Source organism: Roseiflexus castenholzii DSM 13941, from assembly GCF_000017805.1.
In the GTDB taxonomy this organism is placed as follows: Bacteria; Chloroflexota; Chloroflexia; order Chloroflexales; family Roseiflexaceae; genus Roseiflexus; species Roseiflexus castenholzii.
Window position 1 is genome coordinate 1311046 of sequence record NC_009767.1, and the last position, 22071, is coordinate 1333116.

The window sequence follows — 22071 nt, forward strand, 5'->3', positions numbered from 1 at the left end:
GCCTGGATTAAGGTGTCAACATATTCTGTTCATCTGGAACGATGAAAGCGAGGAGTCAATGGCGCGTCTTATCCAGCAACCCGATTCCATACGCCAGGACTTTTACCGTCGTATTCGGGCTAAAATCCAGTATGAGAAAAATGAATATCAGCAGTGCATCAATCGTGATATGCCATTTCTTGGCGGTTTTATGAACGAATTTACCGGTTTTATGTTTGAAATGGATCGACTATGGAATCACATGAAAGGAGCAACGGGAGAACATCTGGTTTTGCATGCTATTGCCAGATTCCTGCCTCATAGTTGGGTGATTGCTCAGGGGGCAATCCTCGAACCTTACCCGAACTGGTTTACCCAAATTGACCATGTGTTGATTGGCCCTCCTGGTATTTTCCTGGTCGAAACAAAAGCCTGGAGCGGCTCCTACTTCGTTCAAGGCGATAAATGGAAGAGGAAAGATGGTCATTGCTGGGTTAACTGCTCAAGCCCCACCAGACAGGCAGATTATCACAGGAACATGTGGCTTTTATGGATGCAGCAGCATGTTTCAGGTGATTTCTATCGAAAGATCATTCCTCTGATCCATTCCGTGATTGTTCTGACAAACATTGAATGGATCAAGGCGAAATCGACACCTGTTCCGATTCTGATCGGTACAAGATGCCTGATCAATTATCTCCTCTCACAAAAACAAATAGGACTACAGGCGTCGGAAATAGAAACCATAGCGCATCTTACTGCATTTCAACCTCGATATAATCAACAGGTTCCACGATGTCCGAAGTGTCATGCACTCATGATCCCACGACTTGCAAAGAAAGGACATCTCCAGGGAAACTGGTTCTACGGCTGCCCAAATTATCCTGCATGTCGAGAGATACACAGTATACAGAACATCCCGTGATCTTCGATCTTCTCTTGCGAATTCATCCTGCATTGCACGCGGCGCCGCAATCAGGAGTATTCGATGATCCGACTATGAGGACCTCAGTTGGTCAGACAGGTCGCTCAGGTATACCTAGTGTAGCATGGTGCTGGTCGCAGGTGTCGTCCCCCTGCGTTATAACGTGACGGTTTACTGGAAAGCGCCAGGCGTTAAGTGACCGGGAAGGCTTCTGCTTCTCTTTGGAAAATATCATCGCACCGCACCGATGATGGCGCCGGCGCGCGGTATCGGGCGCCCTTCCCCACCTGCTTCATAAGATGTGGGAACGGTACCTGCACTTCCAGGTTTGTCGGATGGCGCGAGGCGTCGCGGCGCCCGGTATGAGAGGGATTCGGTCGCGCGGTGCACGTTTCCAGAGCGTCCCACAACGAACAGGAGCCGGACCGTGGCGCCACAGTAGCGCCAATCGCCTGGCGCCCGACGATCCGGGCGCCGCACGCATCAAGACGAACGAGCACGCTCCGGCGAAGACGCCACTCGCCACTTATCGTCGGCGCTACAACAGCCGCTCCCCAACCTCGACCGCGTCGACCCGGTAGTGACATCCGCGACTCTGGCGGTTATGCCGTGCCGCCTGGGCGATGATCAACGCCGCTTCGACGGCATTGCGCAAACCGATCAAACCGTCACTCAACTTCGTTGTGCGGTAGAACGTTTCGATCTCATTTTGCAGATGGCGTAGTTCGCGGATAGCGCGCGAGAGGCGGTCGCCGGAGCGGATCAGCCCCACATAGTGCCACATAATATTCTGGATCGTCTGCATATCGCCCTGAATGAGCGCCGGGTCGGAGTCCTCGGTCAGTCCCGACTCGTCCCATGGCGGAATGTCGGCGGCTGGCGGCAGAATTGGCGCCGGATCGGCGCTCAACCGCGCCTCGATGTCGCGCGCGGCGCGCACGCCCCACACCAGCCCCTCGAGCAGTGAGGTTGAAGCCAGGCGATTGGCGCCGTGCAACCCGGTGCAGGCAACCTCGCCGACCGCGTAGAGATTGGGGATGCTCGACCGTCCCCATTCATCGGTCAGCACTCCGCCGCAGAAATAGTGCGCCGCCGGCACCACCGGTATCGGCTCGCGGGTGATGTCCACACCGGCGCGCAGGCATGTGGCGTAGATATTGGGGAAGCGCGCGCGGATCGCATCGGGCGACAGGCGCGAGGCAATGTCGAGCAGAACGTAGGAATACCCGCGCTCTTCCATTTCGGCATGGATCGCGCGCGCCACAATGTCGCGCGGCGCCAGGTCTTTCCACTCCGGTGCGTATGTATGCATGAACGGGCGACCTTCCGGCGTCAGCAAGAGGCCCCCCTCGCCGCGCACCGCCTCGCTGATCAGGAACCCTTCTGCGCCGGGAACAGCCAGCGCCGTGGGATGGAACTGGACATACTCGGCGTTGACGATACGCGCACCGGCGCGGTGCGCCATCGCCAGACCATCGCCACGCGCGCCGGGAGGGTTGGTGGTGTTGCGGTAGAGACGCCCCAACCCGCCGGTGGCGAGAATAGTGAAGGTGGCGAGCGTGCGATGGACCGTGCGGCGTTCACGCTCGAACACATACGCGCCATGGCAGACAATCGGTTCATACGCGGCGAGCGGGTTGTGCGAGTGGTGCGGTGAGGTGATCAGGTCAACGGCGGTCAGACCGGTCATAACCTCAATATTCGGGCGTTCAGAGATAGCAGAAATCAAGGCATCGATGATCGCCCTGCCGGTGCCGTCGCCGACATGGAGGATGCGATTGCGCGAATGCGCTGCTTCTCTGCCATATGCCAGGTCGCCATTCGGTGTGCGGTCGAACTCGATGCGCGCCGCTCGGATCAGCACCTCTTCCAGCAGGCGTGGTCCTTCATCGGCGAGGAGACGCGCCGCGCGTGGCGATGAGGCGCCCGCGCCCGCTTCCAGGATGTCGCGCACCAGCAGATCGGCGGAGTCCCCCGGACCGCGCCCGATGATGCCGCCCTGCGCGTAGCGCGTGTTCGACTCGCGCGGGTCGGTTTCGCGCGTCAGCAGCGTGATATGGCGGCGCGGGTTGCGCGCAAGTTCGAGCGCCGCAGCCGCGCCGGCGATGCCCGAGCCGATAATCAACACATCGGTGGTTTTCATCGTTGTCTCACAATCTAGTGGATGTCTCATAGAGCGATCGACTAAAACCTGGACAATCACGCTGAATCTGTGGAGCGGTTGGCGTTGGCTGAGCCTGTCGAAGCCAACGCCGATTACGGGATTGCCCAATATCTGGTTGATCTTCCTATCAGAAGGAGAGACGCAACGGCGCGAAGTCGCAAAGAACCGGTGATTGCGAGACGTGCCTTTGCGCTTCTGCCTCAATGAGCGATGCTGTGATTAACCTATCTGAATCATCCGTTCCACGGCGCGGTAGGCGCGCTGACGGATGTCCTCCGGGATGTCGATCACATAGCGGTTGTAGCGCAGCGCATCGCGGGTGTCTTCCAGCGTAATCATATTCATATGCGGACAACGAACCATACAGAGCCGCAGCATATCCTTGTCTGGGTTAGCGGCAGCGATGTTGTCCCCCATGGCGCACTCGGTGAGCAGCAGGTAATGTGGCGCATTCGTTTGCTGCACATAGCGAATCATCGCATTCGTGCTGCCGGAGAAATCCGAGGCTTCCACGACCTCCGGGCTGCACTCCGGGTGCGCCAGAATGACGACATCGGGGAACTGCGCGCGCACACGCCGGATGTCGTCGACGGTGAACTTCTCGTGCACCTCGCAGCGCCCGTGCCAGCCGACCAGTTGATAATCGAGGAGGTTATCGCCATTGACCGGTTGCAGCGTCGGGAAAATGATATGCTTGCCGGTTTCGCGCGCCACATTGCGCGCCAGATACTCATCGGGCAGGAAGATCACCGTATCCGCCTCGAGCGACTCGACGACCGCCACAGCATTGGATGAAGTGCAGCAGATGTCGCTCTCGGCTTTCACATCGGCGTAGGTGTTGACATACGACACGACCGGCGCACCGGGGAAGCGGGCTTTCAGCATGCGCACATCGGCGGCGGTGATGCTGGCTGCCAGCGAGCATCCGGCTTTCTCCGACGGCAGCAGCACCGTCTTCGTCGGGTTGAGGATTTTGGCGGTTTCCGCCATGAAGCGCACGCCGCAGAACACAATCACGTCCTTGTCGGTTGTGGCAGCTTTGCGGCTCAGGTCGAGCGAGTCGCCGGTGAAGTCGGGGATAGAATGGAAGAGCGCCGGCTCCATGTAGTTATGCCCCAGGATCACGGCATTGCGCTGCTTCTTCAGTTCCAGGATTTCAACCGCCAGTTCAGCCTTGTAATACAACTCGAACTCCGGCGCCAGTGTGCCCAGTTTGCGCCGGAGCAGGTCGAACATGTCTTGCGTGTTCATCATGGTCTCCCTGTGGCTTCTTCCGAAGCAAGATAATCGAAACTGACATCAAAAACGCGCGCCGAGTGGGTCAGAGCGCCGATGGAAATGTCGTCCACCCCGGTTTCGGCAATCTGTCGGACATTGTCGAGCGACACATTCCCCGACGCTTCGAGGCGAGCGCGACCGGCGACCAGGCGCACCGCTTCCGCCATCATCGCGGGGGGCATGTTATCGAGCATGATGCGCTGCACCCCAAGATCGAGCGCCTCACGCACGTCATCGAGGGTGCGCGCCTCGACCTCAATCTCCAGGTGCGGCGCGTGTGCGCGGGCGCGTTCGACCGCAGCGCGCAGCGAACCGGCAAAGTCGATATGGTTGTCCTTGATCAACACCATGTCGTACAACCCGATGCGATGGTTGCGCCCGCCGCCGCGCCGAACAGCGAGTTTATCGACCATGCGCAATCCGGGGGCGGTTTTGCGCGTATCGAGAATGGTCGCGCCTGTCCCGGCGACGGCGTCCACAAACCGGCGGGTTAGCGTGGCAATACCCGACATTCGCCCCAGAAAATTGAGCGCCGCGCGCTCTGCGGTGAGCAACCCGCGCGCCGGACCGCTAACAAGCGCGAGGGGCTGTCGATTAGTGACGCGCTCGCCTTCCGCGACCAGCGCCGTGAAGACGATCCGCTCATCGACGGCGCGATACACCGCCTGCGCCACATCAAGCCCGGCCACCACGCCGTCCTGTTTGGCGATGATCCGTCCGCGCATCGCCGCATCCGGCGGCACGATGCTGTTGGTGGTGACATCCCCCGGTCCGACGTCCTCTGTGAGTGCGCGGCGGATGGCGTCGAGAATATCCGGGTGGAGTGAAGAGTTTAGTGTCATTTTTACACTATTCCCGTGTGAAATAAAAATCGGCGTTCCGCCTGTTAGTGTCAATGTTACTCTATTGAGCGATGATTGTCAAGTCGTTCATTGAAGGGGGTGCGTTGCGCGGAGAAACGTCAGCAGCAGGGGCGTCCCTGGGTGAGCATCCGCAGCGACGCGCCCGGTCCGCCCAGGAAGCGGTGGCGGAGCGTTCCCGGGCGCGCTCTCCGCGGGCAGGTGGTCGTTGCGCGTTGAGTGGTGTGCCGAACAGTGTGTCCATTCGTGGCGCAAGAAGAATCGCGCGCCACGTTTACCCACAAATCGTGGACGCTGCCTGCGCGTTACCGGTTGCGCGGCGCCCGTAGGAAAGTGGAACGGCGGCAGGGGAACCGCCCCTGACCCTGTGCGGTCGAACCGCGCCGGCGGGATGATTTCCGCCCCGGTTTGCGCGCATTCTGAGCGCAGGGAGCGTGGGCAAGGGAAACGCCTGCGAGCCTCGATGTCCTGAAGGCGACGCTGCCGATTGTGACATTCCCTGACACACTGCCATGATAGAACGACAGAGAACCTTGTGGTTCCCTCCGTTCCCCGATGCCGAACCCTGAATTGAAATATCGGCGCGGGCGCCGTCTTATCTGGATGCAGGCGGCGGATCATCTGCGCGCCATAATTGCAGAACGGAAACGCCGCGACCCATTGCGGCGCCAGACGTGACGATGCCATTTGGGACATTTCCTGACACATCGCTGAGGCATCGTGATGCCGTCGCTGAACCCTGGATAGAAAGTACGATCAATTCCCTGATCTGCGTGGACGTAGATCTGCGGGTAGTCAGGTTGTTCGGCGAGGGGTCGGGGCGCCTGCTGGACCGGCTGATCTGCGTCACCTTCGTCCATGATGTGGACAAATTCGAGAGGAGAGGAATGACCGGAGTATTGTCCTGGATATATCAGGCGTCATGCTGGAAGTAAGGAGGCGATTGCGCTGCTGTGGCTATGCTTGCTTGAAAGTTTCCCAGTCCAGCCCCAACTGTTGTACGATGTGACGCACAGTCCCGACTTTGAGGTCCTTGCTTCCCCAATCCGGTATCGGCGCAATCCGGCCGGTCTGGGGATTGTACCATTTGCGGTGGCTTCCGCTGCTGCGTCGTGGAATCTCTTCACAACCCAAGGCGCGCAACTTGCGAGCGATTTCGCGGTACGTCATACCGCAACCGCCGTTTCCACCCAGAAAGGAACTGAACGATCGAGAGCGATTTGTTGCAGGGTGGCCGGTAAAGGACGCTGCAAATCCTGACAGGTTTCGACAATGGCAAGCAAGGCGTCCTTGACGTTCTCCAGCGCTTCGGCGATCGTGTCACCTTCCGTGATCAGCTCTGGAAGGATTGGACATGTGACCGTATATCCGCCTTCAGGTTGCGGCTCAAAGACCAGCGGCAATTTGTAGATCGTGCCTTCAGCCATAGAGGACCTCTTCTACCTTACTTGCCCAACCTTCGAAATCGGTGAGCATAGCCGAAACAGACGTCTCAATTATACGAGATGGCGGTGAAACGGACAAACATCTATCGGCCAGGACGCCCTTGTGCTTGTGGTTGAGGAGCGAACAGCAGATGCCAGAGATGCCGGCGGGATGAGAGATCGGTGGGTATCACCCGAAGAGGCAAAAAAATCACGGAAAATCCACTCCCCGAATCCGCTCCAATACGCAAGGGCTGGGCGGAGGTTTGTTCGTCCAGCGGCGCGACGGCTGGGGTCCGCCCGTCCGCCAACGGCTGCAATGCACTCTCCGGACGCTGCATGGCGCATTGCCCCGCCGCTTGCACCCGGTCCCAGACCGCCCCCGGCGCAATCGACAGGTCGAACCGGCGGCGAAGCGACGCGGCGGCGGTTTCACAGGGCGCCAAGACCGCCAAGGCGCAGGTGACTTGTTTGATCTCGAGACCAGTCCGTTGCTGCGGCGCCAGACCGAGTTCGGCATCAAGAGGCGCTACACGCCCGATGTGGCACCCGTGCAGACACCGCCCTGACTGTCGTTTCCAGTGGAGGACGCCCACGAGCGTCACAATTGGGCGTGGGACGAAACCCTTGCTCTGGAGACGGGCGCCACAGCGCGGACAGAGCAGCCTCGCCGTGGGTTGCTGGGCGCGCTGGGAAGCACTTCCTGAACCAGCAGGACGGCAAGCCGGCGGGCGAGTTCCCTGGCGGTCGAGATCATCACGGCAAGGGAAGAAGCCTGCTCGACAGCTACAACCAACTCTTGCAAAGACGGTGTGTCCATTCGTGGCGCAAGAAGAATCGCGCGCCACGTTTACCCACAAATCGGGACGCTGCCTGCGCGTTACCGGTTGCGCGGCGCCCGTAGGAAAGTGGAACGGCGGCAGGGGAACCGCCCCTGACCCTGTGCGGTCGAACCGCGCTGGCGGGATGATTTCCGCCCCGGTTTGCGCGCATTCTGAGCGCAGGGAGCGTGGGCAAGGGAAACGCCTGCGAGCCTCGATGTCCTGAAGGCGACGCTGCCGATTGTGACATTCCCTGACACACTGCCATGATAGAACGATAGAGAACCTTGTGGTTCCTTTCGTTCCCCGATGCCGAACCCTGAATTGAAATATCGGCGCGGGCGCCGTCTTATCTGGATGCAGACGGCGGATCGCATGCAACCCGTGATTGAAAAACGATAGGGGCGCGTCCGTCTGTTGCAATACGTGCAACACCCATATGCTAGAGTGGCATCAACCGAACCATCGGAGCGGACAACGCCTTCGCGCTGGGAGCGGCAGAGCTGCCAGCAATGGCCGACGCAGCATGTGCCGACGAGGAGGGGTTGATGTTTTAGAATATATGTTTCATAATTGCCTTAATGGCGCCCGGTGACGGTGGCGAATATATGGAGATCAGAATGAAACGCGCAGCAAACAAAGCGGAACGACTGCTCCAAATCGAACAATTACTGCTCGCACATCCCGAAGGGCTGACCCAGGCTGAACTGGCGCGTCGTCTGGGGGTGAACCGATCCACCATTCTGCGCAATCTCGCGGACGCCTCCAGACACATTTACGAAGAGCCGGACGGACGGCTCAAAATTGACCATTGCGCCGATCTGATCAACCTGCGGCTGAACCTGCACGAGGCGCTGGCGATGCACCTGGCGGCGCGCCTGCTGGCGACGCGGATGGATCGGCAGAACCGGCATGCGGCGGCGGCCCTGCGCAAACTGGGGCATGCCATGGAGCGCTGGGCGCAGCGCATAAGCGTACACGTCCTGCATGCGGCGGACATCATGGACAACGCGGCGCAGCGCGACGACCCGGTGTACATCAGCGTGCTGGAGCGGCTGACCGAGGGCTGGGCGAGCGAGCGGAAGGTGCGCGTCTGGCACCAACTCGCGACTGGCGAGAAGGTGCTGGAGTACCTGTTCAGCCCGTACTTCATCGAGCCATACGCCATCGGGCAAACAACTCACGTCATCGGGCGGGCGCGCCTGCTGGGCGAGCGGGGTTGGAGCGGCGAGAAGATGCGCACCTTCAAGATCGAGCGGATCAGGCGCGCCGAGATGACCGCTGAGAGCTACCAGATCCCTGAGGACTTTGATCCGCGGGTATATCTGTCCGACGCATGGGGCATCTGGTCATCGGAAGGCGAGCCGGTAGAGGTAGCGTTGCGCTTCAGCGCGCAGGTGGCGCGGCGTGTGCAGGAAACCCGCTGGCACCGCTCCGAGCGCACCGAGTTGCAACCCGACGGATCGCTGATATGGCGGGCGCGGATCGCCGAACCGAAGGAGATGATCCCCTGGATCCGCGGCTGGGGCGCGGACGTGGAGGTGTTGGAGCCAAAGGCGTTGCGCGAGACGCTGATGGGCGAGGCGAAGGCGATGGCCGAGCTGTACGGCTGGCGCGTCAGCTCGTCTCCTACAGACAAGCGCTCCACGACCCTGGACGATTTCTTTGGAGGTTAGCCATGGCCCTCTATCCTTACCAAGAGCAAGTCAAATCACACTTGCTGAGCGGTTGTTCGGTGGTGCTACAGGCGCCCACCGGTTCCGGCAAGACGCGCGCCGCGCTGGCGCCGTTCATCGAGGCGTTCTTCGACCTGCCGGACGACGCCTTCCCGAAGCAGTGTCTGTACTCGGTGCCCATGCGCGTGCTGGCAAGCCAGTTCTACCGCGAGTACCGCACCCTGGCCGAACGCTACGAACGGATCCATCGCCGTGCGCTCGACGTGCGCATCCAGACCGGAGAGCGGCCCGAGGACCCAGAGTTGGTGGGCGACCTGGTCTTTGCGACCCTCGACCAGACGCTGAGCAGCGCGCTGGGCGTGCCCTACAGCCTTTCAACCGGTCGCGCCAACCTAAACGTCGGCGCGGTGCTGGGTTCTTACCTGGTGTTCGACGAGTTTCACCTGTTTCCGCCAGAAGCGACCCAGGCCACGCTGCAGCTCCTACGCCTGGTGGGGCGGCTGGCGCCTTTCCTGCTGATGACGGCGACTTTCTCTCAGACCATGCTGGAGTCCATCGGCAAGCTGCTCGATGCCGAAGTAGTCGTCGTGCCACCCGATGAGGTGGCAAGCATCGAGACGCGACAGGGTCAACGGCCCCGCAAACAGCGCCGGTTCGAGGTGGCGGATCAGGCGCTGGACGCCAAGGCGGTGCTGGCGGCCCATGGCCGTCGCTCGCTGGCCGTCTGCAACACCGTGGACCGGGCCATCGCCCTGTATGAGCAGCTTCGGCAGGCGGGTTGTCGGCCGGCGCCGGTGAGCGATCCAACGCTGGCGCCGATCTATCAGGCGCTGGCACAAGCCCGCGGCGAGGAATGGGACAGGGCCGTCGCGCAAGGCGTGCAGATATTGCGAGAGCGCCTGGCCGAGGGTGGGGAAGACAAACCGTGGGTGATGCTGCTGCACAGCCGCTTCGAGCGACCGCACCGCCAGCTCAAAGAGGCGCTGCTCCAGGCGCTTTGGAATCCCCAGGGGTTGGAGGCCGGCGGCGATCCCTCGCTCATCGTCGTCGCCACGCAGGTGGTCGAGGTGGGCCTGGACATCAGCGCCCAGACGCTGCACACCGAGATCGCGCCGGCGGCCAGCGTGTTGCAGCGCGCCGGCCGCTGTGCCCGCTATCCTGGTGAGCAGGGCCGGGTGATCGTCTATCCTGTGCCGGCCAAAGAGAACGGCGAGCCGGACTACGCGCCCTACAGCAGCAAGGCCGAGGTCGCCGTGTGCGACCGCTCCTGGCAGGCGTTTCGCGAACGGCAGTGCGCCATCCTGGACTTCGCCGCCGAGCAGGAGGTGATCAACCAGGCTCACAGCGAGGCCGACGCCGCGATGCTTCAGGCCATGCAAGAGGGCCAGGGCGAGCTCTGGCAGCGCATCACCGACGCGCTGGTGCGCGGGGATGCCAGCGCCCGGCCGCAACTCATCCGCAAAGTGGACAGTCGCACCGTGATCGTGTACGAGCCGCCCTTTGGCCTCAGCGAGGAAAGCCCCTATCGCTTTCAGGGCATTTCGCTGTGGCACGGCACCCTGCGCGGCAAGTTGAAGGCGCTGAACCAGTTGCGGGGCGACCTGGGGCTGGACTGGGCGGTGCGTTACCCCGTTGCACACGGCGACGAGGATGACGAATCAATCACCTACACTTGGAAGGACGCCCAGACACCCGATGACATCAGCCTCTCGCTGATCTTCGCCGTCCATCCCCGGCTGGCGAGCTACGACGCCGAACACGGTCTGCGGCTGGGGGTAGCCTCCGCTGGCAGCTACACCTCGCCCACCGCGACCCTGCGCCGCCAGCGCCCCGACTACGCCGGCTATCAGCTCGAGTCGTACGCAGACCACATCGCGGCCATGCGCCGCGTCTTCGAGGGCGATCCGACCTCCCGCATTCCGCTGGCCAACGGCCGGCTGCGGCGACGGTTGGCCTGGCCGGCCCGTCGCTTCGCCGAACAGGATGGGGATTGGCGCCTGCCGCAAGGTCTGCTGGAGCGGGCCGTGCGGCTGGGTTTTGCCCTGCACGACGTAGGCAAGCTGAGCGAGGCGTGGCAGCGCTTCGCCGCCAAATATCAGAAGGCCATCGGCGAAGGCGCGCCGCCCTTCCTGGTCGCGCATACTCACTATGAGCGCGGCAACCCGGCCCACGAGGAGGCACAGAAGAAGGTGCGTTGCTACAAGCCTTCCACCCACGCCGGCGAGAGCGCGTTCGCATCGGCCCAGCTACTGTACGAGGCACTGGAAGGCCGCACCTATGCCGGCCTCTACCGCGCCGCGTTTGCGGCCATCGCCCGCCATCACAGCCCCGGCCTGGACAAAGCCAACCCCTATCGCCTGCATCCCCGGGCCGGTGAGACGGTGGCCGAGGCGCTGGCGGTCGTTGGCGACACTAGCTGGCGGGACTGGGCACAATGGTTGCGCTCCAAGGAGGAGGCGCCCAACGTGCGCAAGCATCTGCCCGAAGCGCCGCCGGATGGCGATTGGGCCTGGTGGTTTCAGTACTTTATCATCGTTCGCATCTTACGGCTTTGCGACGGACTGTCGCAGGAGGAGGGTTGATGTATCAGGATATCTACTATGTTCCCAAGCGCACCGGCACCTACAGCGACGTGCTGGTGGCCTACGGATTGGCGACGCTGCTGGATCACATCTTCCGCCAGGTGAAGAAGCCGGCCGATCGCTGGCGCATCGTGCTGGAGGACGGCGGCGGGCACTACCGGGTGCGGCTGAGCGAGCCGGTGCAGGAGGGGTGGATGGATAAGCTAACGTCGCTGCGCAACCCGGCGCCCCTGATCATCCGGCGGGGAGAAGCAGCAGACGATGCGCCAACTCGCGACGTGGACGAGACCTGGGCGCAGGTCAAGCGATGGGGCGAGCAGCGTCAGGCGCTGGCCGAGCAAGGCGTGCGCGGCACCGACGCGGAGCAGCAACTGCGTGACCTGGAGCCGCCGGACGACTGGGCCACGGTCGTCTTCCTGGGCGATTCCCGTATGCAGGCTGATGGCATCTACAACCGCATCGTCTCACAGTGGGCGAAGGCTTGCAACCATCTCTCGGAGCATGTTGCCACTTTGTTGGCGCTCTTTGCCAGGCCCGATCCCGACGACGTTGCTTTAGAAGCCTGGAACAGGCTGGCCAAGCGCGACGGCATCAAGCCCAAGGAGACGGCCTCGCAACTCCTGAACCCGCATCAGGGCAAGGGGCTGAACGAAGCCAAGGCGAATGCCTTGCGCATGGACAACATTAAGGATCGGCCCTGGCCGGAGGAGTTCCTGAAGGCCGTCGGCCTGTGGCAGTGTCTGGCCCCGCGGCAGACGATGGATACCAACGACTGGAAGGCCTACGTGCTCGCGCCGTTGCGCCTGTCGTGGCAGGCGCATCAGGAAGCCTTTGCCCGCTTCAACCGCTACCTGTGGCGCGAGCCCGGCAACCAGACTGCGTTGAAGACCGACATCACCAGCGTGTTGCTCTTCTCGCGGGCGTGGCTGGACTACGTGGAAGCGGCCTGGCGCGATGAAGACGACTTCGACCTGCCCGCTGCGCCGGAGAAGGTCGTGGCCGGCTTCCACGTGGCGCAGTTCAAGCTGCTGAGCCGCAACGCCTACACCATGGTCAACCTGTCGTTCCTCAGCTTGCCGGCCTGGAGCGGCGAGCTGCACACCCGCGCCGACGTGATGGCGATGCAGAAGATCATTGACGAACACTTGGAGGTGATACGGGGTATAGATGAAACCCACAGCGATGGCTTCGACTTGCTGCGCCGCTACCGCGACTTCGTCTCCGGCGGCAATTGGGAGGCGTTCTTCGACTTTGCGGCCGGCTACGGCCATGAGATATTGCGCCGACTGAACGACGGCGCGCGTTTTGTGCCAACCTTTACCACATCTCGACTCAGGAGGCTGATGATGACCAACCGGAAAGACCTTACCCCTATCGTGAAGAACAGTGGCTTTCAGAACGTGGCCTACGCCATCCGGCACGCGACCATCATCCCGCAAACGCGCAAGGCCAACAAGCAGGACAACCTGTATGAGGTGCGTTACGGCCTGGGCGCGGAGCTGAAGCGCAAGAGCACGGTGCGCGATGAGTTCGTGGCCGCGCTCACCGACTTCATCCAAAGCTACAACCAGGAGAACGTGCAGAAGCCGGAGAGCAAGGGCCAGCAGATGCGCAAAGACGTGCGCACTGACGACATCGTCGAGGTCGTACGCCTGATTGACGAGTACGGCTCCGAGGTGGTCGCCAACCTGCTGATCGCCTACGGCTACGCCCGCGAGCCGCGCGAAGAGCAATCGAATTCCTGACTTCTTTCACGCCTAAAAAAGGAGATGAACCCATGTCCGACAACTTGAAACCGATCTACAGCCTCTCCATCTGCGGTCGCCTGACCCTGGAACTGCACTCCTTGAACAACGAGGGCGGCGAGGGCAACCAGACCATGACCCGCACCGTGGCCGTGGTGGACACCGCCGGCAACGTGCACAAGGTCAACGCCATCAGCGGCGATATGTTCAAGCACATCCAGGCCGAACACTTCTACTTGCTGGCGCGGGAGAACAAGATGCCGCTGTGCAAGGGGTGCGAGACCTTCCGCGCTGATCGCATCCTGGGAGATGCGGAGTTTCTGAAGGACTTGCCGGACACCGACTCGGCGGCCATCACCAATTTGCTGAAGAAATGTGCCCTGGAGGATACCGAGGGCACCCTCATCGCCCGCGGCGCCCGCTCGATCCCGCGCAAATCGGTGGCCGAGTTCAGTTGGGTGGTGGGCCTGCCCGACAAGGTGCGCACCGAGTCGTACTTCCACGTGCGCTATGCCCAGGAGCGCGGCGGCGAGGACGTGAGCCAACCGATCTTTCACCGGCCGGCGTCGTCGGGCGTCTATGCATCGGTGGCCAACTTCGAGCTGGCGCGCATCGGCTTCAACGATGTCAGCCAGACCTACGCCATCGCAGACGACGAACGGCTACGGCGCCATCAGACCTTCCTGCGCAGCGTGCTATACACCTACGTGGAGCCGGCCGGCGCCATGCGCAATACCCAGAACCCCCACATCCTCAACTTCGAGGGGGTGGTGACGGCCAGCTACGGCGTGTTGCCGGCTCCCACCATCAGCCCGCTGGCCGATGACTACAAGGAGCAGGTGCAGGCGGTGGCAAGGGCGCTGGACGGCGACGGCAAGCTTGAGGTGCATACCTTCGCCAACACGGCCGAGTTCGCCGCCGTCATGCAGAAGATCATCCAGGAGACGAAGCCGTACCAGTTGTTCGCCCAAGGAGGCTGACCATGCTGTGGCTCATCGCCCGCTATCAGCCCACCAGCCTGTTTTCACTTAAGCACAGCGACGCCACCTCGACCGGCGGCAAGAGCCTGCTGGTGCCCACGCCCTTCGCCATTCGCACGGCGCTGCTCGACGCCGCCATCCGCACCGCAGGCGTCGGGATTGGGCCACAGGCCTTCAATACGATCAAGTCGCTGCGATTGGCGATCCGGCCGCCGGCCCATGCGGCGGTGACCGGCGCGCTGGTCAAGATCCTCAAGCCGGAGCGCAAGGCGGCGGCGCGTGGCCGCGCGATGCAGCAGACCATCACTTTTCGCGAGTATGTGCATCTGGCCGGCGTGCTGAGTCTGGCTTTCGGCGGCGACGAGGCCACACTGCAAGCCATCACGCCCTGGCTCATGCAGGTCAACTACTTCGGCAAGCGCGGCAGCTTCATGCAACTGCTTGAGCAGCCCACCCTACAGCCGGAGCTACCCTCGGGGTTCGTCCCGCTCAGCGGCAACAGCACGTCCTTCCCTGTGGATGGCACGCTCCAGCTATTAGACGACTATGGCCCCAATTTGCAATTCGATCAGGTTAACATCTACAATGACAAAACGCTCAAAAAGACCGACCGCTCTCGGTTGTGCGTGGTGCTTCCTTATCGGTTGGAGCGCAGTGCGCGATCGTTCACCCTCTACAAGGCTCTGGACGATGCCTGAGCATTGTCCCCCCAACGCACAACCGATGTAGGGAAGATACCCACTATGACCACACCCGGCGCGCCCTCGTCCTTCACCGCCTCCCCGCTCTTCTTCGATCTGGAGGCGGTGGAACCGATTTACCTTTATGCCCACAACGGCAGCGCCCTGGGTGGCATGCTCTACCGTGCTGTGTAGATCTTGCTGGCGGCAATGCACACGCGCCTGACCTGCGCTTCGTTTCCGAATATGCCCACAATGACAACGGTAGCGCTCTGGGTGGCATGCTCTACCGTGCAGTGGTGGAACTGACCGGTGGCGACGCGCGCGCCCGACCTGCGGCGCTTCGTCTCCGACCCGCCATTCGTCGCCTGCTGGCCACCCTGAACGAAGACAAGCCGAGCGGTCATGATGTGCCTCGTCCCTACGTCGTTCGCCCGCCCCAACTCTCCAAAGGCCAAGATCATCGGCTTACCCCTGGCGAGCGTTTCACCTTCCGTGCTTGGCAACGCGATCGAAACCTTTCCCATCCCAGTGCTGGCGCTCAAGCGGACCGAGGCCCATGGCATTGGGCGTTTCCTGCCGCGCGCCGATGATGCGCGCCAGGCGCACGGGCGCTTCCGCCTGCGGCGTGCTTTTGCCCACAACCCGCTCATCCGTTTCATACAAGAATGCCTTGTCCCCGGCGATCGTTGTGTGCTTGTGCCCCAGATCGGCGTTCCCCACGATGCCGTGATGCGCCAGGTTGCCCCGGATGCGCAGGCGGGAGGGGCGGGCCTGCGCATCCACTTTCACACGCCTACCCTTCGCGCGCATGCACGGACAGGTGCTCCTCCGACCGAATTTCAGCGCCTTCATCCATCAGCTGATCGAGCGCCTGACACAACTGAGCACACATTACAGTCCCGGCTCACTGCTCTGTCTGCCGACCGACCGCGCGGCCCGCGATGCCCTGCTCCGCCTGACCCACGCCATAGCGCTGGCGGCCGACGATACCCGCTGGGCTGTCGTGCGCGGCCACAGCGCATGCACCTGCGCCGCCGCCAACCTGAGCGACTTTATGGGCAATGCCGAATTCGTCGGACTTCACACCTTTCTTCTCGTTCCTGCACTGGGGCGAGCTATGCCATGCCGGCAACCACACTATCAAGGGCAATGTCCTGTTTAGCATTCACCCTATAGCGCACCGCACAGCCCTGACGTCGCGCTATGCATCGCTTAGCATTCCTGCATCCCGCAGCATGTCGTTTCCACTCACCACCATTGCTCCCTTGCAAACGCCGATTATCGAGGATTCTGGCGCTTTTGTCGGCAAACAGAGCGAACGCTTGCGTATAACGCTGAAGGGCGAGGTCAAATCTGAGGTGCCGCTCCTGGTCTGCCTCAGGTGATCGTGAAATCGCGCGGGGTGAGCATCTCCACTGATGCTATCCTGGCCTGCGCCGAAGGCGGCACTGCCCTACCTATTGTCTCCGGCGGGGGCGCGCGGTCCGGCGCCGCGCTCTACACTACCAGACTCACCGGCTTCGTGCTCATCCACCGCGCGCAATTGCAGGCCTACACCGATCAGCGTGCCCTGACCCTGGCCGCGACCATCGTGCTATCCAAGAATCGGTAACCAGTCCACCCTGTTGCGCTACCACACCAGCAGTCGGGAGGTCAGCGCTCCCTAACTGTCTGCCGATCTGCGCCTGTTGTCCCACAAGGTGCTTGATCTTACCGCCGAGTTGGAAGACCTGCTCTCCCGTGTGCGCGACGCGGCGCCTCCCCCAATGCAGGATGCGGCTTCCCCACCCACGGGCGGCGGCCCCTATCCGTTGGATTGCTATCGCCACGCCCTACTTTCTATCGAAGGACGTGCTGTGCAGAAATACTGGGTCGGCACAATCTACTCTTGCCGCCTGAGTTGGGATGGGAAGTCTGCCACGCGCGCCGTGCCTGCGATCCATTCAACAGCGCGCTGAACTACGACTATTGCCTCGTTAAGTTAGATTCTGTTCTTTTACAAACGGATACAGTCGTCTGATCTCGATTCGGGCATCGGCGGTCGTGCACTGCCAAATCACCCTGGTGCCGACGTTATTGCACTGCGGTAACCGTTCAGGGGGTAAGCGGCAGGGTTGGTGCCGGTTGATCCGTCATGGCGCCCGCACCGCATCGGTCAGCCGATTCCACACGTTGCGTCCCTGTTGGCGGCACGTCGTCAAGACGGAGAAAATCCACTCCACGAAGCAACTGCCGTCTGCACTCTGGGCGCCGAAACACTGCGTGCGCCAGATCACGGCGGGACGCAGCACCCTTTCGGCGGCGTTGTTGGTCGGCTCGACCCCCGGATGGGTGACAAACGTCCAGAGCACATCCCACCAGGTCAGCAACTCCTGGCTCAAGGCCGTGACTTTGTACCACGTTCGGGTCCGTCCGTCTTCCACGGTCGTGTGGATGGCTTGTTGGATCGGTTGCATGTCCGTTTGCAACCCGGCCCGCGTGGTGGCGCCGTCGCGGAAGGCGTGCAAGGCGGTGAACATGGATTCAACATGGTCTAAGCGGTCGCGCGCCCATGGGCTGTCGCGCATGCCGCCCTCCGCCCGCGCTCGGATATTGCGCGTCAGATGTGCCCAGCAGATCTGGCGGTGTGCAGCGGGATAGCGGTTGTAGGCGTTCCAGCGGTCGGATTCGACGATCCCGTCAAACGTGGCGGGCAGGAGCGCATCCAGCCCGACGCGTCCGCGACTGGTGGTGATGCGAACGCTGGCGCCCTGGTCGGTGGTGGGCGCCCAAAGCCAGCGACGCTGACCGGCTTCGCGCCAACTGGTCTCATCGATATGCACGACCGCCGCCGTGTGGACGGCGGTGTGGATGGCGGCATCGAGCGGAGACAGCGCCTGACTCACCCGCTGTGTGCTGGTCACCACGCTGCCGAGGCCGATGGGGAGATCGGCCACATTCGCCAGCAGATCGCCAATCGCCCGATCGCTGAGGTGGTACGTTCCGTGCAGATGGCCGACCAACGCGGTCACACGCGGGCCGTAGCCGATGCGGGCCTCCGGCGGTAAGGCGTCCATCATGCGGGCGGCGCAGTTTGGGCGGCAGACCGTGTGCTACACGTAGTCGGTCACGATCAGGATGATCGGTGGCAATTCCCACCCCTGGGTCGTCTGCGGTGGGGTCGCATCCGGCAGGGTTGGGGCGAGGGTCGTCGCACACTGCGGGCAGGCGGTGGGACGGAGTGGCACGATGGTGTCGGTCTCGCGCCGTTCGCGGGTGGCGCCGGGATGATCGGGCTGACCGCCACGCGGCCGCCCACGCGGCGTTTTCGCCGGGCGAAGTGGGGCGCTGGGCGGATCGGAGGAGTGCGGTTTGGACGAGTTCTGGCTGGTCTGGGCGAGACGCTGTTCGAGGTCCTGCACGCGCGTGGTGAGCGCAGCGACCTGCTGGACCAGCGTCGTGATCAGCACACGAGCCGCGAGCGACCACGTGTTCCACACGTCGGGAGGAATGCCATCTGGTGGCGGCAGTGGGTCGTCCATCGCACCAGTATCCCGGAAACGGGGGATGTCGTCAAGTGGCGGGATGAACCCCTGAACGGTTACGCGCTGCGCTTTCCGGGTCGTGACTGCGCGGATTAGGGTGTCCTGATCTGAAATGCACTGATCCAGGCACTGCGCTGCCAGCACCGACCGTTTGCACTTCGCAATCTTGCACCAACTGCCGTGCGTTGGCGTGGCGGGCCATTCACAGCGCGCCGCTCGGCGATGGACTTCTTCCGGCACAACGGTTTCATAGCATGCCCATGCTGCATAGTTTGACAGCACAGGATGAAAATGTAAAATCTAGCCTGATGAGGCACCCGTCGCCTTCCCCCCGGAAGGCGTGGATTGAAACTGCGGAAAAGTCGTGATAGGAGCGATGGATGACGGTCGCCTTCCCCCCGGAAGGCGTGGAGTGGAGGAAAGGTGCAAACACAACGCTATGATTGTCGCGGTGCGCAGTGGAAACAGGCGTCTTCGGGTAAAACGCTGCGCGCCTCGAGAGCAATCCTGTCCAATTCCAGGTCGGAGCGCGCGCGGCGCAGCCATGCCTGCACGACATTACCCGGTGCGTTCGTACAGCACCGTCCCTTCTTGCAGCGCAGTACGATAGATCAATCCCGGCGTTTGAGCAAGTCGTTGCACCTGCTCGGTGGTGGCGACCACAATATCGACAGAGACCAGCAAACGGCGTAGAGCACGTCGTATTCGCCAGCTATCCTGTCGCGGATGGTCGGAATGCGCGAGAACGACAAGCAAATCCAGGTCGCTGTCAGGACCGGCGGCGTTCCGTGCATGCGAACCGAACAGAACGATTTTGACAGGATTGCTGACCTGAACAATCCTTCGAACGATTTCCGGTATGTGATCGACAGGTTTCATCTTCCGGCGAGGATAGAGCGGTTATCGTCGTCTGACCTTGATTGTAGCACATCGCCCGGAGCGTCACTATGATTCGTGAATACAACCCAACGAACTCCTGCCGTTGTCGGGCATTCAGCACTTCCTGTGCTGCCGCAGGCAGGGGGCGCTGATTCGTGTCGGGATGCAGTAGCGGAGCATCGCTTCGTACATCCTCGGTCTTTCAGGCGTCTGTGATGTCGTGGAGTTCACCGGCGCCGCTGATGAACAACGACGGCGACATTACCGGGTCGCCGTCCTTCGGGTAGGGGAGGGTTGCAACGGGGGCGGGGCGCTTCGACCGGCTCAGCGCGCCGCGGATGGCGTCGAGAAGGTCAGAGTGAAGGGCGGGTTTAGTGTCAAAACTGCTCTATTTAGAGATGATTGTCCAGTCGTTGCACGTTGAAGGGGGGAAGGTGGAAGGTTGGAGGTTGAAGGTGGGAAGATTGCATCACCTCCCGACCCACCCATAGCGCAGGGCGTAGATCGCTGCCTGGGTGCGGTGCGCCAGTCCGAGTTTGCGCAGGATGCTGGCGACATGCGTTTTGACGGTCTCTTCGCTCACCGACAGGCGCGCTGTGATTTCTGGCGTTGGTCAGCCCCTCCGCCAGCAGGCGCGGCACGTCCCCCTTGCGTTCGGTGAGCGCGTCGCCATGCCGCATCGTCTGCGCCTGAACGACCCGTTGCATAAGCGATGGCTCGAACACGGCTTTGCGCTGCGCACCGCTTCGAGCAATTGTTCCGGCTGGCTGTTCTTTTCGACATGCATGATCGCGCCGGCGCGTAGTGTGCCAATGATCCACGCGTCGTCGGCGTATCCGCTCAGAATGACGATCTGTGTCTGCGGCAAGAGACGTTTCAACCGGCGGGTCGTTTCAATTCCGTCGATTCCGCCTGGCGCCAGTATGTCCATCACGATTACATCCGCCTGCCAGTCCGATGCGTGGTGCAACGCTTCCTCGCCGCTGGCCGCTTCGCCAATGATGGTGATGCCGGGTTGGGTGGCGAGATAGGCGCCCAACTCGTGTCGGGCAACGCTCTGATTATCGGCCGGCGCGATGCGAATGGGACGCATACACTCCCCGTGGGTGACGGCAGGTTCGATCTTACCCCTGCGCCTCGCCGGCAAGCGCCGCGAGTTCACGCGCCGACGGCGCCATTTCGTGGCGGAAGCGCGCGGTGCTGATCCGCGGCAGCAGCGCCAGCGACGCCGCCATCGCAGCAGCCTGAAGCAGGAAGACGATAACGTATCCGGGCATGCGATCATTGAACAGGTCGGTCAAAATGTCACGGGTGACGCCGCTCAACACGGTTCCCAGCAGACGCGCCATCGAATTGGCGACGCCCCACGCGCCGACAAAAGCGCCGATCTGCCCCGGAATGGTCATATCGAGCATGAGCGCCAGGTTCGCGGCGGTCGAAACGCCGCTGCCAAATCCGAAGAGGATCAGACTCGGCGTGAAGATCTCCGGCATGCCCAGGATGCCGGTCAGCGCGATCAACACTAACCCGATCGCAACCAGCGTTCCGCCGATTGCGGCGGCGAATGGTTTTCCGCGCCGTCGCGCCAGCGGACTCGTCGCCAGCAGTCCAACCAGTAGCGCTGCGCCCCAGATCGAGGTGTAGCGCGTTGTGACTTCAACCGGTACGCCGAACACGTCGGCGGCGAATGGTTCGAGCAGCACGTCCTGCCCCAGGATGGCAATCAGCAGTAGTACCAGATAGATAAAAAATAGGCGTGCCTGCGGCGTTCCGGCGACCGTGGCGATCATCTGCGCAAAACTGCGCCGCTCAGCGGGCGCCGCTTCGTCGTCGCGCGCTTCAAGCCCCCAGAGTGCGGCGATGCCAATCAGCAACGCAACAGCGCACACTCCGTAGAACGCCGTGAACAGCGCCGCCGGCGTGTAGTCGCGCAGCATCCGCGAAAGGCTTACTCCGGCAATGATGACACTCACAATCAGCATAAACCACATGACGCCGACGGTGCGGGCGCGGTGCTCTTCGCCAGAGAGATCCGTCGCCAACGACAGGTACGATACCGTCGCAAAGTTGAACCCCATGCCCCACGCGCCGAATGCCAGCAGCCCCAGCGGCAACCCTGCCCAGAAGTTCTCCGCCATGGCAAATGCCGCCGTCGGCGAGAGCGCCGACCCGCCAGCGCACAGCAGCAGCCCGATGACCGTGTAGGGTGTGCGGCGAAGCCCCAGCAAGGGATGGCGATCTGAGAATGACCCAATCCAGATCTGGATCGGCGAAAAAGCGTAGGGCAACGCGATCAGCAGCGCCACGAGCGAGGCAGGCAACCGCAGTTCGCTGATCATGACCCGGTTGAGCGTGCTTTCGATGGGAACGGCCGTCAGTGCAACGGCGACGTTGATGAGTCCAAGCCGGAAGATGGTTGTCCAGCGCATGGCATGTCCCGAACACATCAAGAAACGGTTGATTGCAATTTGGCGATCAACTTGTTACTGCGTTGATCCTGGCGAGCGTATCTTCATCATGCTATTATACCTGTGAATAACAGCACAGACAC

The 22071-nt window shown here is 62.0% G+C and carries 21 protein-coding genes and 1 pseudogene; 9 read left to right on the forward strand and 13 right to left on the reverse strand.

Annotated features, from left to right (window positions below; genetic code table 11):
- Nucleotides 1–58 precede the first annotated feature (58 nt).
- The gene (locus RCAS_RS23770) at nucleotides 59–904 is read left to right on the forward strand and encodes a nuclease-related domain-containing protein (RefSeq protein ID WP_012119540.1); all 846 of its coding nucleotides are present in this window, start codon (nucleotides 59–61) and stop codon (nucleotides 902–904) included.
- Nucleotides 905–1442: 538 nt separating this feature from the next.
- Here the strand turns inward: RCAS_RS23770 and nadB are convergent.
- The 5 genes from nadB to RCAS_RS05145 all read right to left on the reverse strand — a co-directional run bounded on the left by nadB (nucleotide 1443) and on the right by RCAS_RS05145 (nucleotide 6633).
- Nucleotides 1443–3047, reverse strand: coding sequence for an L-aspartate oxidase (gene nadB, locus RCAS_RS05120; protein WP_012119541.1), 1605 nt, complete (start codon nucleotides 3045–3047; stop codon nucleotides 1443–1445).
- A 240-nt stretch (nucleotides 3048–3287) separates the two neighbouring features.
- Nucleotides 3288–4322: a quinolinate synthase NadA gene (gene nadA, locus RCAS_RS05125; RefSeq protein ID WP_232280176.1), complete on the reverse strand. Its 1035-nt coding sequence runs from the start codon at nucleotides 4320–4322 to the stop codon at nucleotides 3288–3290.
- The gene (nadC, locus tag RCAS_RS05130) at nucleotides 4319–5188 is read right to left on the reverse strand and encodes a carboxylating nicotinate-nucleotide diphosphorylase (protein WP_012119543.1); all 870 of its coding nucleotides are present in this window, start codon (nucleotides 5186–5188) and stop codon (nucleotides 4319–4321) included. Before nadC ends, nadA begins: the two co-directional genes overlap by 4 nt.
- A 975-nt stretch (nucleotides 5189–6163) precedes the next feature.
- On the reverse strand, nucleotides 6164–6376 hold the full coding sequence (locus RCAS_RS26435) for a type II toxin-antitoxin system HicA family toxin (RefSeq protein ID WP_012119545.1): 213 nt from the start codon (nucleotides 6374–6376) through the stop codon (nucleotides 6164–6166).
- The gene (locus tag RCAS_RS05145; protein WP_012119546.1) at nucleotides 6373–6633 is read right to left on the reverse strand and encodes a type II toxin-antitoxin system HicB family antitoxin; all 261 of its coding nucleotides are present in this window, start codon (nucleotides 6631–6633) and stop codon (nucleotides 6373–6375) included. The genes RCAS_RS26435 and RCAS_RS05145 overlap by 4 nt, the downstream gene beginning before the upstream one ends.
- A 1438-nt stretch (nucleotides 6634–8071) precedes the next feature.
- Here RCAS_RS05145 and RCAS_RS05150 point away from each other — a divergent pair.
- Genes RCAS_RS05150 through RCAS_RS26155 form a run of 6 tightly spaced genes read left to right on the forward strand, consistent with a single transcriptional unit; the run spans nucleotide 8072 to nucleotide 15309 of the window.
- On the forward strand, nucleotides 8072–9127 hold the full coding sequence (locus RCAS_RS05150; RefSeq protein WP_012119547.1) for a helix-turn-helix transcriptional regulator: 1056 nt from the start codon (nucleotides 8072–8074) through the stop codon (nucleotides 9125–9127).
- 2 nt (nucleotides 9128–9129) lie between these two features.
- Complete coding sequence (locus RCAS_RS05155; protein WP_012119548.1) at nucleotides 9130–11709, forward strand: DEAD/DEAH box helicase; 2580 nt, start codon at nucleotides 9130–9132, stop codon at nucleotides 11707–11709.
- Nucleotides 11709–13454, forward strand: a complete 1746-nt coding sequence (locus RCAS_RS25535) for a hypothetical protein (RefSeq protein ID WP_012119549.1) — start codon at nucleotides 11709–11711, stop codon at nucleotides 13452–13454. The genes RCAS_RS05155 and RCAS_RS25535 overlap by 1 nt, the downstream gene beginning before the upstream one ends.
- Nucleotides 13455–13486: 32 nt before the next feature.
- Nucleotides 13487–14434, forward strand: coding sequence for a DevR family CRISPR-associated autoregulator (locus tag RCAS_RS05165; RefSeq protein ID WP_012119550.1), 948 nt, complete (start codon nucleotides 13487–13489; stop codon nucleotides 14432–14434).
- A 2-nt stretch (nucleotides 14435–14436) separates the two neighbouring features.
- On the forward strand, nucleotides 14437–15132 hold the full coding sequence (locus RCAS_RS05170; protein WP_012119551.1) for a hypothetical protein: 696 nt from the start codon (nucleotides 14437–14439) through the stop codon (nucleotides 15130–15132).
- Between the two features lie 45 nt (nucleotides 15133–15177).
- Nucleotides 15178–15309, forward strand: a complete 132-nt coding sequence (locus tag RCAS_RS26155; protein WP_269633773.1) for a hypothetical protein — start codon at nucleotides 15178–15180, stop codon at nucleotides 15307–15309.
- On the opposite strand, the gene RCAS_RS05175 is transcribed toward RCAS_RS26155, so the two are convergent.
- Complete coding sequence (locus RCAS_RS05175) at nucleotides 15294–15521, reverse strand: hypothetical protein (RefSeq protein WP_157042556.1); 228 nt, start codon at nucleotides 15519–15521, stop codon at nucleotides 15294–15296. The genes RCAS_RS26155 and RCAS_RS05175 overlap by 16 nt on opposite strands.
- 79 nt (nucleotides 15522–15600) lie before the next feature.
- The gene (locus RCAS_RS05180; protein WP_012119553.1) at nucleotides 15601–15906 is read right to left on the reverse strand and encodes a hypothetical protein; all 306 of its coding nucleotides are present in this window, start codon (nucleotides 15904–15906) and stop codon (nucleotides 15601–15603) included.
- A 31-nt stretch (nucleotides 15907–15937) separates the two neighbouring features.
- Here RCAS_RS05180 and RCAS_RS05185 point away from each other — a divergent pair, with 31 nt between their 5' ends.
- Both RCAS_RS05185 and RCAS_RS05190 read left to right on the forward strand, forming a co-directional pair.
- Entirely contained in the window at nucleotides 15938–16279 is a 342-nt protein-coding gene (locus tag RCAS_RS05185) for a hypothetical protein (RefSeq protein ID WP_157042557.1), read from the forward strand.
- Between the two features lie 219 nt (nucleotides 16280–16498).
- Entirely contained in the window at nucleotides 16499–16729 is a 231-nt protein-coding gene (locus RCAS_RS05190) for a CRISPR-associated endonuclease Cas1 (RefSeq protein WP_198136005.1), read from the forward strand.
- A gap of 520 nt (nucleotides 16730–17249) precedes the next feature.
- Here RCAS_RS05190 and tnpC read toward each other — a convergent pair.
- From tnpC to RCAS_RS05215, 6 genes and pseudogenes are all read right to left on the reverse strand, one after another.
- Nucleotides 17250–18185 (reverse strand): annotated as a pseudogene (gene tnpC / locus RCAS_RS05195) (IS66 family transposase); the annotation flags it as partial.
- Nucleotides 18186–18209: 24 nt separating this feature from the next.
- A complete protein-coding gene (locus tag RCAS_RS05200; RefSeq protein ID WP_041330254.1) occupies nucleotides 18210–18923 on the reverse strand; it encodes a DUF6444 domain-containing protein in 714 nt (237 codons plus the stop codon).
- 276 nt (nucleotides 18924–19199) lie between these two features.
- Entirely contained in the window at nucleotides 19200–19520 is a 321-nt protein-coding gene (locus RCAS_RS05205; RefSeq protein ID WP_012119555.1) for a nucleotidyltransferase domain-containing protein, read from the reverse strand.
- A gap of 469 nt (nucleotides 19521–19989) precedes the next feature.
- Nucleotides 19990–20121, reverse strand: a complete 132-nt coding sequence (locus RCAS_RS25865) for a response regulator transcription factor (protein WP_269634019.1) — start codon at nucleotides 20119–20121, stop codon at nucleotides 19990–19992.
- Nucleotides 20122–20133: 12 nt separating this feature from the next.
- Nucleotides 20134–20613: a response regulator gene (locus tag RCAS_RS05210; RefSeq protein WP_232280178.1), complete on the reverse strand. Its 480-nt coding sequence runs from the start codon at nucleotides 20611–20613 to the stop codon at nucleotides 20134–20136.
- A gap of 31 nt (nucleotides 20614–20644) precedes the next feature.
- Complete coding sequence (locus tag RCAS_RS05215; RefSeq protein ID WP_012119556.1) at nucleotides 20645–21949, reverse strand: BCD family MFS transporter; 1305 nt, start codon at nucleotides 21947–21949, stop codon at nucleotides 20645–20647.
- Between the last annotated feature and the right edge of the window lie 122 nt (nucleotides 21950–22071).

Bases quoted from the DNA above. Each gene is read 5' to 3' on its own strand.
- RCAS_RS23770 (WP_012119540.1), top strand. From the start codon at position 59: ATGGCGCGTCTTATCCAGCAACCCGATTCCATACGCCAGGACTTTTAC.
- nadB (WP_012119541.1), bottom strand. From the start codon at position 3,047: ATGAAAACCACCGATGTGTTGATTATCGGCTCGGGCATCGCCGGCGCG.
- nadA (WP_232280176.1), bottom strand. From the start codon at position 4,322: ATGATGAACACGCAAGACATGTTCGACCTGCTCCGGCGCAAACTGGGC.
- nadC (WP_012119543.1), bottom strand. From the start codon at position 5,188: ATGACACTAAACTCTTCACTCCACCCGGATATTCTCGACGCCATCCGC.
- RCAS_RS26435 (WP_012119545.1), bottom strand. From the start codon at position 6,376: ATGACGTACCGCGAAATCGCTCGCAAGTTGCGCGCCTTGGGTTGTGAA.
- RCAS_RS05145 (WP_012119546.1), bottom strand. From the start codon at position 6,633: ATGGCTGAAGGCACGATCTACAAATTGCCGCTGGTCTTTGAGCCGCAA.
- RCAS_RS05150 (WP_012119547.1), top strand. From the start codon at position 8,072: ATGAAACGCGCAGCAAACAAAGCGGAACGACTGCTCCAAATCGAACAA.
- RCAS_RS05155 (WP_012119548.1), top strand. From the start codon at position 9,130: ATGGCCCTCTATCCTTACCAAGAGCAAGTCAAATCACACTTGCTGAGC.
- RCAS_RS25535 (WP_012119549.1), top strand. From the start codon at position 11,709: ATGTATCAGGATATCTACTATGTTCCCAAGCGCACCGGCACCTACAGC.
- RCAS_RS05165 (WP_012119550.1), top strand. From the start codon at position 13,487: ATGTCCGACAACTTGAAACCGATCTACAGCCTCTCCATCTGCGGTCGC.
- RCAS_RS05170 (WP_012119551.1), top strand. From the start codon at position 14,437: ATGCTGTGGCTCATCGCCCGCTATCAGCCCACCAGCCTGTTTTCACTT.
- RCAS_RS26155 (WP_269633773.1), top strand. From the start codon at position 15,178: ATGACCACACCCGGCGCGCCCTCGTCCTTCACCGCCTCCCCGCTCTTC.
- RCAS_RS05175 (WP_157042556.1), bottom strand. From the start codon at position 15,521: ATGACCGCTCGGCTTGTCTTCGTTCAGGGTGGCCAGCAGGCGACGAAT.
- RCAS_RS05205 (WP_012119555.1), bottom strand. From the start codon at position 19,520: ATGAAACCTGTCGATCACATACCGGAAATCGTTCGAAGGATTGTTCAG.
- RCAS_RS05210 (WP_232280178.1), bottom strand. From the start codon at position 20,613: ATGCGTCCCATTCGCATCGCGCCGGCCGATAATCAGAGCGTTGCCCGA.
- RCAS_RS05215 (WP_012119556.1), bottom strand. From the start codon at position 21,949: ATGCGCTGGACAACCATCTTCCGGCTTGGACTCATCAACGTCGCCGTT.